General features: G+C 71.1%; 11 protein-coding genes. 6 read left to right on the top strand and 5 right to left on the bottom strand.

All coding sequences use genetic code 11. The features are described from left to right. The first annotated feature begins 4 nt into the window (after positions 1–4). The gene (locus QF030_RS26875) at positions 5–2,155 is read left to right on the top strand and encodes a SpoIIE family protein phosphatase (protein ID WP_307165172.1); all 2,151 of its coding nucleotides are present in this window, start codon (positions 5–7) and stop codon (positions 2,153–2,155) included. Between the two features lie 74 nt (positions 2,156–2,229). On the opposite strand, the gene QF030_RS26870 is transcribed toward QF030_RS26875, so the two are convergent. Continuing rightward, positions 2,230–4,674: a transglycosylase domain-containing protein gene (locus QF030_RS26870; protein ID WP_307165171.1), complete on the bottom strand. Its 2,445-nt coding sequence runs from the start codon at positions 4,672–4,674 to the stop codon at positions 2,230–2,232. Positions 4,675–4,954: 280 nt separating this feature from the next. On the opposite strand from QF030_RS26870, the gene QF030_RS26865 reads away from it, so the two are divergent. From QF030_RS26865 to QF030_RS26845, 5 genes are all read left to right on the top strand, one after another. Then, a complete protein-coding gene (locus QF030_RS26865) occupies positions 4,955–5,911 on the top strand; it encodes an SPFH domain-containing protein (RefSeq protein ID WP_307165170.1) in 957 nt (318 codons plus the stop codon). Then, on the top strand, positions 5,908–6,165 hold the full coding sequence (locus tag QF030_RS26860) for a hypothetical protein (protein ID WP_307165169.1): 258 nt from the start codon (positions 5,908–5,910) through the stop codon (positions 6,163–6,165). Before QF030_RS26865 ends, QF030_RS26860 begins: the two co-directional genes overlap by 4 nt. A gap of 153 nt (positions 6,166–6,318) precedes the next feature. Then, positions 6,319–6,843, top strand: coding sequence for a PadR family transcriptional regulator (locus QF030_RS26855; protein ID WP_307165168.1), 525 nt, complete (start codon positions 6,319–6,321; stop codon positions 6,841–6,843). A 59-nt stretch (positions 6,844–6,902) separates the two neighbouring features. Further along, positions 6,903–7,529, top strand: coding sequence for an ABC transporter ATP-binding protein (locus tag QF030_RS26850; protein WP_373428921.1), 627 nt, complete (start codon positions 6,903–6,905; stop codon positions 7,527–7,529). Then, on the top strand, positions 7,526–9,865 hold the full coding sequence (locus QF030_RS26845) for an ABC transporter permease (protein ID WP_307165166.1): 2,340 nt from the start codon (positions 7,526–7,528) through the stop codon (positions 9,863–9,865). Before QF030_RS26850 ends, QF030_RS26845 begins: the two co-directional genes overlap by 4 nt. Before the next feature lie 63 nt (positions 9,866–9,928). Here the strand turns inward: QF030_RS26845 and QF030_RS26840 are convergent, their stop codons facing one another. The 4 genes from QF030_RS26840 to QF030_RS26825 form a co-directional block, all read right to left on the bottom strand. Then, positions 9,929–10,066: a hypothetical protein gene (locus QF030_RS26840; RefSeq protein ID WP_307167859.1), complete on the bottom strand. Its 138-nt coding sequence runs from the start codon at positions 10,064–10,066 to the stop codon at positions 9,929–9,931. 31 nt (positions 10,067–10,097) lie between these two features. Beyond that, a complete protein-coding gene (locus QF030_RS26835; RefSeq protein WP_307165165.1) occupies positions 10,098–11,477 on the bottom strand; it encodes an AI-2E family transporter in 1,380 nt (459 codons plus the stop codon). Between the two features lie 142 nt (positions 11,478–11,619). Continuing rightward, entirely contained in the window at positions 11,620–12,339 is a 720-nt protein-coding gene (locus tag QF030_RS26830; RefSeq protein WP_307165164.1) for a transglycosylase SLT domain-containing protein, read from the bottom strand. A 58-nt stretch (positions 12,340–12,397) separates the two neighbouring features. Continuing rightward, on the bottom strand, positions 12,398–13,072 hold the full coding sequence (locus tag QF030_RS26825; RefSeq protein WP_307165163.1) for a transglycosylase SLT domain-containing protein: 675 nt from the start codon (positions 13,070–13,072) through the stop codon (positions 12,398–12,400). Positions 13,073–13,476: the final 404 nt, after the last annotated feature.

Genomic DNA, 13,476 nt, shown 5'->3' with positions numbered 1-13,476 from the left:
ACGCGTGACGGAGCAGCCCACCTCCTACGAACGCCCCCAGGGCGTCGACCCCACGGACCCCCGTGGGGCACTGCTGCATACCCAGGCGCCGGCTCCGGGCCCGTCCGCCTTACCGCCCGATGCCTCGGGTACGACGACGTCGCGCGGCACGGGCGGAAAGGGTGGCATGGGCGGCCAGGGAGCCACGGGAATGGATGCGACCGGCTCGGAGGCAGGTTCCGGCACCGAGCACTCCCAGCCGTCGGCGTCCGACGAGGCGATGGGGGCGCCTCCCGCGCGGGCCAAGCCCGGCGTGGGGGACCACCGGCCGCGTCCGGCTCCCGAGTCCATCCCTGCGCAGCCGGGCACCGACGCGCGCCCGGAGCGGGGGCCGGACGGGCAGGACCGGCGGGCCGGAGGGGCACTGACGCCGGGCCGGCCCACGCCGATGCGGCGGGACGGCGACCGGCTGCGCTTCGTGGGCGCCGCGACCCGGCGGATCGCCCGCGGGCTGGACCTGGACGAGATCGTGATGGGGCTGTGCCGGGCCACCGTGCCGACCTTCTCCGACGCGATCCTCGTCTATCTGCGCGATCCGCTGCCCGTGGGTGACGAACGGCCCGCGGCGGACCGCATCATGCTGCGGCTGCGGCGCACCGACCGCATTCCGGAGGAACGGGACACCGATACCGGCTTCGCGGCGCTGGCCCTGCCTCCGCCGGAACCGGGCGAGCTGACCGCCGAGCTGTCGGCGGCGGTCGCCGAGCTGTGCGAGGTACGGCCCGGCGGGGCGCTCGCGGAGGTGCTGCGCGGGGTGCGTCCGGTGTTCGCCGACCATCCGGCCGCACGCGCCGCGCTGCCCGAACTGCTGGGCGAGGACAGCACGCTGGCCGTCCCGAGCGGTCAGCGGGCCGTCCTGGCCCCGTTGCGGGGCCGCCGCCGGGTGATCGGCGCCGCGGTGTTCCTGCGCCGCCCGGAACGCATCCCGTTCGAGAACGACGACCTGCTGGTGGCCGCCCAGCTCGCCACCCACAGCGCTCTGGGCATCGACAAGGCGGTGCTGTACGACCGTGAGGCGTACATCGCCGACGAGTTGCAGCGCACGATGCTGCCGGAGACCCTGCCGCGCCCCACGGGCGTGCGGCTGGCCTCGCGGTACCTGCCCGCGGCCGAGACCGCGCGGGTCGGCGGGGACTGGTACGACGCCATCCCGCTGCCGGGCAGCCGGGTGGCGCTGGTGGTGGGCGACGTCATGGGGCACTCCATGACGTCGGCGGCCATCATGGGGCAGCTGCGGACGACGGCCCAGACCCTCGCCGGCCTGGACCTGCCTCCGGAGGAGGTGCTGCACCATCTCGACGAGCAGGCGCAACGGCTGGGCACCGACCGCATGGCGACCTGCCTGTACGCCGTGTACGACCCGGTGTCGCACCGCATCACCATCGCCAACGCGGGTCATCCCCCGCCCATCCTGCTGCACCTGGGCGGCCGGGCCGAGGTGCTGCGGGTGCCGCCGGGCGCGCCGATCGGCGTGGGCGGGGTCGACTTCGAGGCGGTGGAGCTCGACGCCCCGGCCGGGGCGACACTGCTGCTGTACACCGACGGCCTGGTGGAGTCCCGGCTGCGGGACGTGGCGACCGGCATAGAGCAGCTGCGGGAGAAGCTCGCCGCGACCGCCCAGCTGACCGGGCCCGATCATCCGCCGCCGCTCGAGGCCCTGTGCGACGAGGTGCTCGACATGCTCGGCCCGGGCGACCGGGACGACGACATCGCGCTGCTCGCCGCCCGCTTCGACGGGATCGCGCCGAGCGACGTGGCGTACTGGTTCCTCGAGCCGGAGGACGCGGCGCCCGGCCGGGCCCGCCGGCTGGCCCGGCGGGCGCTGTCCCGCTGGGGGATGGAGGACATGACCGACTCCGTCGAGCTGCTGGTCAGTGAGGTCGTCACGAACGCGGTGCGGTACGCCTCGCGGCCGGTGACCCTGCGGTTGCTGCGGACGGACGTGCTGCGGTGCGAGGTCGGCGACGACGTGCCGCAGCTGCCTCGGCTGCGGCAGGCCCGGGCGACCGACGAGGGCGGCCGCGGCCTGTATCTGGTGAACCGGCTGGCGCGGCGGTGGGGGGCCACCCGGCTCAGCACCGGCAAGGTGGTCTGGTTCGAGTTGAACCGGAGCTGAGGGAAGCGAAGGAAGCGCGCGGAGGGGGCGCCCGGAGATCTCCGGGCGCCCCCTCCGCTGTTTCTGCCGGTGGCCTACTGGCCGAAGAGCGGATCCTCAGGATCCGCCGGCTCGGTCGACGGGTCGTCCGTGCTCGGTTCCGTCGACGTGTCGCCCGTCGGGGTGCTGGACGCGGACGTGCTCGGCTTCGACGACGAGGACGGGGACGAACTCGTCGACGGAGAGGAGGACGGTGACGAACTCGTCGACGGGGACGAGGACGGGGAGGAGGACGGTGACGGCGACGTGGAGGGGGAAGGCGACGCGGTCCGGACCGCCGCGCCCTGGTCGGTCTCCAGGTCGAACTTGCTGACCTCGGTGGAGACGCCGAAGGTGTACGCCGCCCAGATCTGCGCCGGGAAGCCACCACCGTTGACCCGGCCCGCGTCCGAGGTCAGGCCGTTCGTCGCGCCGGTCAGCGGGACCTGGGGGTGGGGGGCCTTCGCGGACTCGCCGAAGAGGCCGACCGAGGTGACCAGGTCGGGGGTGTAGCCGGTGAACCAGGCCGACTTGTTGTTGTCGGAGGTGCCCGTCTTGCCCGCGACCTTCTGGCCCTTGCGCAGCGGGTTGTCCCGTACGGACTTCCTCGCCGTGCCGTCGTCGACCACGCCGGTGAGCACCGAGGTGACGGAGTCGGCGGCCTCGCGGCTGATGACCTGTCCCCCGATGGGGTCGGTGTGCTTGAACGTCGGGTGGGCGCTGTTCTCCGCCGACTTGATGAGCGCCGGGGTGACCTGCCTGCCGTGGTTGTCGAGGGTGGCGTAGACCCCGGCCATCTGGAGGGGGCTCGCGCCCATGGTGCCGAGGGTCTGGGCGGGCACGGCCTTGAGGTCCGCGGTGTCCATGCCGAGGTTGGCCGCGACCTTCAGCACCTCGGGCATGCCGACGTCGACGCCCATCTGCGCGAAGACTGAGTTGATGGACTTGTTCAGCGCCGTCTGGACGGTGACGTCGCCGTAGTCCTGGTCGTCCTCGTTCTCCGGGGCGAAGCCGATGTCGCTGCCGACGACCGGCCGCTTGCTGGTGCCGTCGTAGATCGTGTCGGCGGTGATCTGGTCGCCGTCCTGCGTCTTGGCGTCCTCGTCGAAGGCCGCGGCGAGGATGACCGGCTTGAAGGTGGAGGCGGGCTGGTAGTCGGTGCGGGTGGCGTTGTTGAGGTAGTGGTCGGTGTAGCTGGTGCCGCCGTACATCGCCTCGACGGCGCCCGTCTTGGGGTTCACGGACACCGCGCCTGCCTGGACGTCCGCGTCGACCGGGCGCTTCTTCTTGTCGAGCTTGCTGGTCAGCTGTTCCTTGACGGCCGTCTCGAGCGCCTTCTGCTTCTTCTTGTCGATGTTGAGCTCGATGTTCCAGCCGCCTCGCCTGACCAGGGCCATGCCCGACTCGTAGTCGTCGGCGACGCCCTGGGCCACCAGCTGCTTGGCCAGTTCGGTGTTGGCCGCGTCGACGAGGTAGCCGACCTGGCCCTCCTTGCCGGGCGCGGCCTTGGGGTCCTTGGGCTCCGGGAAGGTCATGGCGTCGCGCTTGCTCTTGTCCAGCCAGTCCTTCTCGACCATGTTGTCGAGGACGTAGTTCCAGCGGGCCGTGACCAGCTTCTTGCCGGTGTCGGAGGCGACGGCCCAGTCGTACTGGCTGGGCGCCTGGAGCAGCGCGGCGAGGTAGGCGCCCTGGGGGACGGACAGCTTCTCGGCGTCGACGCGGTAGTAGGCCTGGGCGGCCGCCTGGATGCCGTAGGCGCCGCGGCCGTAGTAGCTGGTGTTGATGTAACCGGCCAGGATGTAGTCCTTGTCCTTCTCCCGGTCCAGCTTCAGGGAGATGACCAGTTCCTTCAGCTTGCGCGTGACGGTCTGTTCCTGGGTCAGGTAGTAGTTCTTGACGTACTGCTGGGTGATCGTCGAACCACCCTGCGCGCCCTTGCCCATCAGGGTGTTGAGGATGCCGCGGGTGGTGCCCTTGAGGTCGACGCCGGCGTCGGTGTAGAAGGACTTGTTCTCGGCGGCGACGAAGGTGTGCTGGACCTCTTTGGGGATCTTCGCGAGTTCGACGTTCTCGCGGTTGACCTCACCGTCGCGGGCCAGGATCGCGCCGTTGTCGTACTCGTAGACGTTGCTCTGGAGGTTGGCGTCGGGGTTGCCCGCGGGGATCGGCGTGCTCATGTACAGCCAGAGGAAGGCGCCGATGACGGCCACGACCAGGCCGAGGAAGGTGCCGAGGATCTTCTTCCAGGTGAAGATCCGGCGTATGAGGCTCTTGTCCTTCTTGCCGGCCTTGCCCTTGGGGCCCTTGCCGCTCTTCTTCGCGCCCCGGCGGGCGGCGGCGCGGCCCCCGGTCGCGGGAGCGGTCTCGCGTTCCGTCTCGGCGGTCGCCACGGACTCCGCCCTGGAGTGGGTCGTCGAGTCCGGCTGCTCCGTCGAGCGGCCCCTGGGCGCCGCGCGGCGCCCACCGCGCTGTCGAGCTCGTCTCTCTTCCGCTCGTCCCATGAGTCCGCTCGCTCCGCTTCCTACTCGGCAGTCACACCAGTGCCCGGGGGCAGGGGCAGGTCAGCTCAGAAAGCTAACACCGCTGTCTATGACGAAAGGGTCTCGGTCCGGTCCGCACCGGGCGTGAGAATCAGCACCCCGCGCGGGGGAACCGCCCGGACGTCCCCGTCGAGTCCGACGTACGAGAGTGGCACAGGGTTGCCGCGAGGCGCTAAAGTGATATCACTTAGCTAGTCCGCCGATCACTGAATCAGGCGGCGTCGAGAAACGGGGACCCACCATGTCCGCTCACGACCCCTCGGCTTCCACCGAAGCCGCCGTCGACACCGTCGACACACCGGAGATGCCCGCCCCGCGCGTGCACGAGTTCCCCGCGCACAGCGTGGCCGGCGGACTCGCGCTGCTGCTCGGACTGGGGGGACTGCTGACCGGCGCCGGGATGGTCGCCGTCGGCTCCCAGGTGGACGCGACCGGCCTCAAGGCGGCGCTGATCACCGTCGGCATCCTGGTCGCCGTCGCCGCGTTCCTCGCGATGTGCGGGCTGAACACGGTGTCGCCGGGCGAGGCCCGCGTGGTGCAGCTCTTCGGCCGCTACCGGGGCACCATCCGCGAGGACGGACTGCGCTGGGTGAACCCCTTCACCTCCCGCGAGAAGATCTCCACCCGGGTCCGCAACCACGAGACGGCCGTACTGAAGGTCAACGACGCGTACGGCAACCCGATCGAACTCGCCGCGGTCGTGGTGTGGAACGTGAGGGACACCGCGCAGGCCAGCTTCGAGGTGGACGACTTCCTGGAGTTCGTCGCCACCCAGACCGAGGCGGCCGTCCGGCACATCGCCATCGAGTACCCCTACGACTCGCACGACGAGGGCGGTCTCTCGCTGCGCGGCAACGCCGAGGAGATCACCGAGAAGCTCGCCATCGAGCTGCACGCGCGCGTGGAGGCGGCCGGCGTCCGGATCATCGAGTCCCGCTTCACCCACCTCGCGTACGCTCCCGAGATCGCCTCGGCGATGCTCCAGCGACAGCAGGCGGGCGCCGTGGTCGCGGCACGCCGGGAGATCGTGGACGGGGCCGTGGGAATGGTCGAGGCGGCACTCCAGCGCATCGCCGAGAAGGGCATCGTGGAGCTGGACGACGAGCGGAAGGCGGCGATGGTGTCCAACCTGATGGTGGTGCTGTGCGGGGACCGGGCGCCCCAGCCGGTACTGAACACCGGGACCCTCTACCAGTGAGTGATCCCGCCGGGGGTCCGGCCCCCCAGCGTCGGCCGCAGCAGCGCAAGCAGGTGCTGCTGCGGCTGGATCCGCTGGTCCACGACGCGCTGGCCCGCTGGGCCTCGGACGAACTGCGGTCGGCGAACGCGCAGATCGAGTTCCTGCTGCGCAAGGCGCTGAAGGAGGCCGGGCGGCTCCCCGGCGACACCGGGCCGATGCCCCGTCGCGGCCGGCCCCCCGGCGGCTCGCACCCCGGCCCGCCGTCGACCTGAACGGCCTCACCCTGCGGGACGGGCCGCCGCGTGGGCGCCGGGCCTGTGGCAGAACAGTGACAATCGGCCCTCACCTGCACACTCCCACTCCCCGCCGCCACCCGTGCACAGCACGTATACACGCCGGGTATACACCGCGTGTACAGTCCTCCCATGTCCATCGGTCACACCCTCCTGGGACTCCTGGAGTCCGGGCCCCGCCACGGTTACGACCTCAAGCGGGCCTTCGACGAGAAGTTCGGTCACGACCGGCCGCTGCACTACGGCCAGGTCTATTCGACGATGTCGCGCCTGCTGAAGCACGGGCTCGTCGAGGTCGACGGCATCGAGGCGGGCGGCGGTCCCGAGCGCAAGCGGTACGCGATCACCGACGCCGGGATCACCGACGTCGCGCAGTGGCTCGCGACGCCCGAGAAGCCCGAGCCGTACCTCCAGTCGACGCTCTACACCAAGGTCGTCCTCGCGCTGCTGACCCAGCGCGACGCGGCCGACATCCTCGACACCCAGCGTGCCGAGCACCTGCGCAGCATGCGCATCCTCACCGACCGCAAGCGCTCCGGCGACTTCGCCGACCAGCTGATCTGCGACCATGCCCTGTTCCATCTCGAGGCCGACCTGCGCTGGCTGGAGCTCGCCGCCGCCCGGCTCGACAAGCTGAAGGCCGCGGTGATCGCGTGAACGCCCCCGGGGGATCCCTGCTCGCCGCCGAGAACCTGCACAAGGCGTACGGGCCGACGATGGCGCTGGCCGGCGCCGAGTTCTCCATCCACCCCGGCGAGGTGGTCGCCGTGATGGGCCCGTCCGGGTCCGGCAAGTCGACGCTGCTGCACTGCCTCGCCGGGATCGTGACGCCCGACTCGGGTTCGATCCTGTACGACGGCCGCGAGCTGGCGACGATGAGCGACGCCCGGCGCAGCGAACTGCGGCGCTCCGAGTTCGGCTTCGTGTTCCAGTTCGGGCAGCTCGTGCCGGAACTGACCTGCGTCGAGAACGTGGCGCTGCCGCTGCGGCTGAACGGCACCCCGCGCAAGCAGGCCGAGCGCACCGCCCTGGGCTGGATGGAGCGGCTGGAGGTGGACGACCTGGCCGGGAAGCGGCCCGGGGAGGTGTCCGGCGGACAGGGGCAGCGGGTGGCCGTGGCGCGCTCGCTCGTCACCGGCCCGCGCGTGGTGTTCGCCGACGAGCCGACCGGCGCGCTGGACTCGCTCAACGGCGAACGCGTGATGGAGCTGCTCACCGAGGCCGCGCGGTCGGCCAGCACGGCCGTCGTGCTCGTCACGCACGAGGCCCGGGTGGCCGCCTACTCCGACCGCGAGATCGTCGTTCGGGACGGGAAGTCGCGGGACATGGAGCGGGTCATATGAGTCTGCGCCAGTGGGTCAGGGATCTGGGCCTGGGAGTCCGGTTCGCGTTCGCCGGCGGCCGGGAGGGCTGGGTACGGGCCGTGCTGACCGCGGTCGGGGTCGGGCTCGGCGTGGCGGTCCTGCTGCTGACGACGGCGGTGCCGAACGCGTTGGCGGTGCGCCACGACCGCGAAGAGGCCCGGCTGGACTGGCCGTTGGGCGCAACGCAGCCGGCCAGGGCCGACGACACCCTGCTGATCGCGCAGGCCGACACGACGTTCCGTGACAAGGACGTGCGCGGTCGCCTGGTGGAGCCGGAAGGAGCGCGCGCCCCCCTGCCGCCCGGCCTGAGCGGCTTCCCGGCCAAGGGCGACATGGTGGTCTCGCCCGCGCTGAAGAAACTGCTGTCCGCCGACGGTTCGGCGCTGCTGCGCGAGCGGCTGCCGTACCGCGTCGTCGGCACCATCGGGGAGGACGGGCTGATCGGCTCACAGGAGCTCGCCTACTACTCGGGCGCCACCGGACTCGCCTCGCACCTCGAGGGCTACGAGGCGACCCGGCTGAAGGAGTTCGGCAACCCGGACCCGTCGGAGGAGCAGACCGACCCGGTCCTGCTCCTGCTGATCCTCGTCGTCATCGTGGTGCTGCTGATGCCGGTGGCCGTGTTCATCGCCGCGGCCGTGCGGTTCGGCGGGGAGCGGCGCGACCGCAGGCTCGCGGCCCTCAGGCTGATCGGTTCGGACGGCCGGATGACCCGGCGCATCGCGGCGGGCGAGGCGATGGCCGGGGCCCTGCTGGGCCTGGTCCTCGGCACCGTCTTCTTCCTGATCGGCCGCCAGGTGGCGGGTTCGGTCGAGGTGATGGGCATCAGCGTGTGGCCCGGTTACCTCGATCCCTCCCCCGCGCTGGCCGTGCTGGTCGCCCTCGCGGTGCCTGCGGCGGCGGTCCTGGTGACCCTCTTCGCCCTGCGCGGTGTGGTGATCGAGCCGCTCGGCGTGGTGCGCACGGCGAAGCCCGCGCGGCGACGGCTGTGGTGGCGGCTGCTGCTGCCCGTGGGCGGCCTCGCGATGCTCTACCCGATGATCGGTCAGGGCCAGGCCAACGGCGACTTCAACCAGTACCTGGTGAGCGGCGGCGTCGTCCTGATCCTCGTCGGCATCACCGCGCTGCTGCCGTGGCTCGTGGAGACGGTCGTCGGCCGGCTCGGTTCCGGCGGTGTGGCCTGGCAACTTGCCGTGCGAAGGCTTCAGTTGAGCAGCGGTACGGCGGCAAGGATGGTCAACGGCATCGCGGTGGCGGTGGCCGGTGCGATCGCGCTCCAGATGCTGTTCGCCGGCGTGGACGGCGCCTACACCGAGCCCACCGGCCAGGACCTCACCCGGGCGCAGATGCAGGTGCGGGTGCCGGACGGCGCCCCGCTGGCCGCGACCGCCCAGAAGTTCGCCGACACCAAGGCCGTCAGCAAGGTCACGGCCCTGTGGGAGGGCTACCTGGGCGACTCCACCTGGAACAGCGAGGACGGCCCGACCCTCTCCACCGAGCTGACCGTGGGCGCCTGCCCGGCCCTGCGCGAGGTGGCGAAGCTGCCCTCGTGCAAGGACGGTGACATGTTCGTCCTCGACGGCAACGAGTACTCCGCGGACGGGCCGAGGATGAACAAGCCCGGCAAGAAGCTGTACCTCGAGCCGTCCTTCTCCGGGGGCACCGAGGACGTCGTCTGGACCGTCCCCGCGGGCATCACCGAGGCCCGGTCGGTCAAGGGTCTCACCGACTGGGAACGCGGCGGCTTCCTGATGACGCCGAGCGCGCTGCCCGAGGCGGCCGAGAAGCTGGTCAGCGGTGAGATCTACCTCTCGATCGACGAGTCCGTGCCCGACGCCTACGAGTTCGCCCGCAACACGGCGTACCACGTCGACCCGCTGGCCGACCCGATGACCTGGTCGTCCACCCGGCAGGACACGAAGTTCACCACCATCCGCACCGGTCTGCTCGTCGGCTCCGCCTGTGTGCTGCTGCTGATCGGGGCGAGCCTGCTGGTCTCCCAGCTGGAGCAGCTGCGCGAGCGGCGCAAGCTGCTGTCGTCGCTGGTCGCCTTCGGCACCCGGCGGCGCACGCTGGGCCTGTCGGTGCTGTGGCAGACGGCGATCCCGATCGCGCTGGGCCTGCTGCTGGCGATGGCGGTGGGGCTCACGCTGGGCGCGATCCTGCTGAAGATGACGGACACCCCGGTGGACGTGGACTGGACGAGCGTGCTGTCGATGACCGGCTTCGGCGCGGCGGTCGTCCTGCTCGTGACGCTGCTCAGCCTGCCCCCGCTGCTGAAGCTGCTGCGGCCGGACGGCCTGCGCACGGAATGAGCGGGCGGTGAGCACGCGCTGAGCGGACGGTCCCTCCCCGCGCGGGGAGGGACCGTCTCGCGTTCAGAGCCGGTACTCCCGCACCACCCTGCGCACCTGGGCGAACAGCATGCCGGCGTTGACGGACTTGCGGCAGACGACCACCGCGACGACGTCCTGCTGCTCGGTCATCCGCACGAACAGGTCTTGTGCGGCGCCCATTTGACCGGTTGGAAGTCGTCCGGTGGTTCCCTCAGGGAGCCTCGTCCTCGGTCGCCGCGGGGGCCGTGGGGGCCGTGGGGGCCGCCGGCGGAGCCGCCGGAGCCGCCACCGGTGCCACGCCCGCCGCCGTCGCGCCCCTCGGCCGTGGCGCGTGCCGCAGGGCCTGTTCGCGGGAGTAGGTGTGCAGGTAGCCCACCACCGTGTTCGTCACGGCCACCAGGGGCACCGCCACGATCGCGCCGCCGATGCCCGCCACCATGCCGCCCGCGGCGACCGACAGGACCACCGCCAGCGGGTGGACGCGTACCGCGCGGCCGAGGATGAACGGCTGGAGGATGTGGCCCTCGATCTGCTGCACGGCCAGCACGACCGCCAGGGTCATCACCGCGGTGAAGACGCCCTGCGTCACCAGCGCGACCACGACCGCCAGCGCGCCGGAGGCGACCGCGCCGACGAGCGGGATGAAGGAGAACAGGAAGATGAAGACGGCCAGCGGGACGGCCATCGGCACATCGAGGAAGTAGATGCCGAGACCGATGAAGATCGCGTCGATCAGCGCGACTATCACCGTGCCGCGCACATACGCCGTGAGCGTCGCCCAGGCGCGCGGGCCCGCGCCGGCCACGCCCGGCCGGGCCGCGGCCGGGACCAGCTTGAGCGTCCACTCCCAGATGCGCTTGCCGTCGTAGAGCAGGAAGAGCGTCGAGAAGAACGCCAGGAGGATGCCGGTCAGCGCCTCGACGACGACGGTGACGCCCTCCAGGCCCGCCGAGGTGATCGAGTCGGTGTTGTCGCCGATGGCGTCCCGCAGGTTCTTGGCGATGCCGTTGATCTGCTTGTCGGTGACGTGGAAGGGGCTGTTGAGCAGCCAGCGGCGCAGGTCGTCGATGCCGTCCTGGACCTGGTCGGAGAGGTTGTCGATGTTCGCCATGACCTGCCAGGTCACGAACCAGCCCATCAGCCCGATGACGACGAACCCGAGGATCGCCGTCAGCGCGGTGGCCGCTCCGCCGGGCACTCCGGCCCGCTTCAGCCGGGCGACGGTGGGCTGCAGAAGGGCGGTCAGGAGCAGCGCGACCACGAACGACATGACGACCAGCTGGATCGCGCTGATGGCCTTCATCAGGACCCAGACGGTCCCGGCGAGCACCAGCAGCCGCCAGCCCGCCTCGGCGGCGACCCGGACGCCCCACGGCACGGCCTGGGCGGGATCGGGACGCGGGGCGGAAGGCACGAACTCCTGCGGGTAGGCCTCGGCGGCCGGTACGGCGGTGTCGGACGGGGTCGGGTCGGGCTCGGCGGCGTCCTCCCGCCTCTCCCGCTCGACCTCGGCACGCCGTTCGTCGAGCCGCTCACCCATCTCGCTCAGTCCGGCACCCAGCCGGCCGAGCCACCCTGGAACTCGCGACATGATCCGTCCTCTTCCCCCGTCTCTCCCCACCACTCCCCCTGGAGTCGTCGGTCCCGGCCGTACCGACCGTACAGGGCGAAAGCCCCTCCCCCTAGGACGGGGAGGGGCTGCGCGGGGTTGAGCGGGCGACGGCGGTCGCGGCTCAGTACGAGCCGTTGGCGAGCCAGTAGTCCCAGGCGTCGCAGGGGCTGCCGTAGCGGTCGTTCATGTAGTTCAGGCCCCACTTGATCTGGGTGGCCGGGTTGGTCCGCCAGTCGGCGCCGGCGGACGACATCTTCGAGCCGGGGTAGGCCTGGACGAGGCCGTAGGCACCCGACGAGGGGTTGACCGCCTGGTAGTTCCAGGTGGACTCGTGGTCCACGATGTTGCTGAAGCACTGGAACTGGCCGCTGGGCACCATCTGGCGGGCGATCGCCTGGACTTCGGCGACGGTGTACGAGGCCTGCTGCGGGAAGCTGCCGGCCGACGAGGTCGAGGCCACCTCGGTGGTGGCCTTGGTCGCCGCGGCCTCGGCCGCCTTGTCCTTGGCCTCCTGGGCGGCTTTCGCCTTCGCCACGGCGGCCTTCTGCTTGGCCACCGCGGCCCTGGCCGCCTGCTTACGGGCCGATTCCTCGGCCGTCTTCTTGGCGGTGGTGTCCGCGGCGATGGCCTGGACGTCCGCCTGCCGGGTCAGCGAGGCCGTCTGTACCTGAACCTGCTGACCTGCGGGTAAGTCCGAGAGGAGGGTCGATTCGCCCGCCGTCGCCTCGGCGTCGTCGTGGGGCTGGGCCACGCTGCCCTGGGCGACTCCCATGACAGCGCCGACAGTGGTGACCGCGGTGGCCGAGGCCACGGCGAATCCCCGGGCCGATATCCGGCTCACGCGGTTCCCTTCTGTTGTGCCGTCGGGTGGAGAACTGCACGACCAGGGCCGCGTGGGCTCAGTACCAGTGGTTGGCCTGCCAGAACGACCAGGCCTCACAGGGACTGCCGTACCGGCTGTCCATGTAGTTCAGACCCCACTTGATCTGGGTGGCCGGGTTCGTCTGCCAGTCGGAGCCGGCGGACGCGTACTTGCCGGCGGGCAGCGCCTGGAAGAGACCGTAGGCACCGGAGGAGGCGTTCACGGCGTGGTAGTTCCAGCTGGACTCGTGGTCCACGATGTTGCTGAAGCACTGGAACTGCCCGCTGGGCACCATCTGGGCCGCCATCGCCTGGATCTGCGCGATGGAGTAGGAGCTCCGGACCGGGAAGTCGCCCGCGCTGCGGCTGGCCTTGGCCTTGGCCTCCGCGCGGTCCTTGGCCGCCTTCTCGGCGGCCTCCTTCTTCGCGATCGCCGACTTGGCGGCGGCCTTGCGGGCCGATTCCTCGGCGTCCTTCTTCGCACCCTCGTCCGCGGCGATGGCCTGTACGTTGGCCTGCTGCGTGAGGGACGCCGTCTGGACCTGGACCTGCTGGCCCGCGGGTATGTCGGCGAGAAGCGTCGCGTCGCTGGCCGTCGTTTCAGCGTCGTTGGACTGCGCGACGCTGCCCGAGGCAACGCCGACGACACTTCCGACAGCGGTGACCGCCGTGGCCGAGGCCACTGCGAATCCCCGGACCGAGATCCGGCTCACACGGTTTTCCTTCCAGCATCGCCCGCTTCGGTGACCCTGGCGGACGCAATCGTGCCCCTTGACGCTGGTCTCCGAACTGCGGGGTCACAGGAGACGCGGACCCGGTGGGCAACTCCCGGTGAAGGAGTGCCACATGGTGCACGGGCGGCATGCGACGGTCGGTATGGAGTTGAAGGTGCTGCTCAAGCGGTGCCGTACTGCTGGGGGCACAGATGTGTCGCATGCGGGGCCTGACAGGACTGAGACTTTGCCGTAACCGGAGTGTGCAAGGCAATTCCGAGTTGCGTGTGAAAGCTCACACCTGTGGGGACCCTGGGGTTTTCGCGAAACCCCCACACATATCGGCGCCGCCCGACTAGGCTCACAGCCTTTGTCGGACGGCGCCAACCACCGCTCGGCCCCGG

Source organism: Streptomyces rishiriensis (genome assembly GCF_030815485.1).
Lineage (GTDB): Bacteria > Actinomycetota > Actinomycetes > Streptomycetales > Streptomycetaceae > Streptomyces > Streptomyces rishiriensis_A.
The sequence above is the reverse complement of the archived record's forward strand: the minus strand, read 5'-3'. Positions and strand labels throughout refer to the sequence as shown.

Bases quoted from the DNA above. Each gene is read 5' to 3' on its own strand.
- QF030_RS26870 (WP_307165171.1), bottom strand. From the start codon at position 4,674: ATGGGACGAGCGGAAGAGAGACGAGCTCGACAGCGCGGTGGGCGCCGC.
- QF030_RS26865 (WP_307165170.1), top strand. From the start codon at position 4,955: ATGTCCGCTCACGACCCCTCGGCTTCCACCGAAGCCGCCGTCGACACC.
- QF030_RS26855 (WP_307165168.1), top strand. From the start codon at position 6,319: ATGTCCATCGGTCACACCCTCCTGGGACTCCTGGAGTCCGGGCCCCGC.
- QF030_RS26850 (WP_373428921.1), top strand. From the start codon at position 6,903: ATGGCGCTGGCCGGCGCCGAGTTCTCCATCCACCCCGGCGAGGTGGTC.
- QF030_RS26845 (WP_307165166.1), top strand. From the start codon at position 7,526: ATGAGTCTGCGCCAGTGGGTCAGGGATCTGGGCCTGGGAGTCCGGTTC.
- QF030_RS26840 (WP_307167859.1), bottom strand. From the start codon at position 10,066: ATGGGCGCCGCACAAGACCTGTTCGTGCGGATGACCGAGCAGCAGGAC.
- QF030_RS26835 (WP_307165165.1), bottom strand. From the start codon at position 11,477: ATGTCGCGAGTTCCAGGGTGGCTCGGCCGGCTGGGTGCCGGACTGAGC.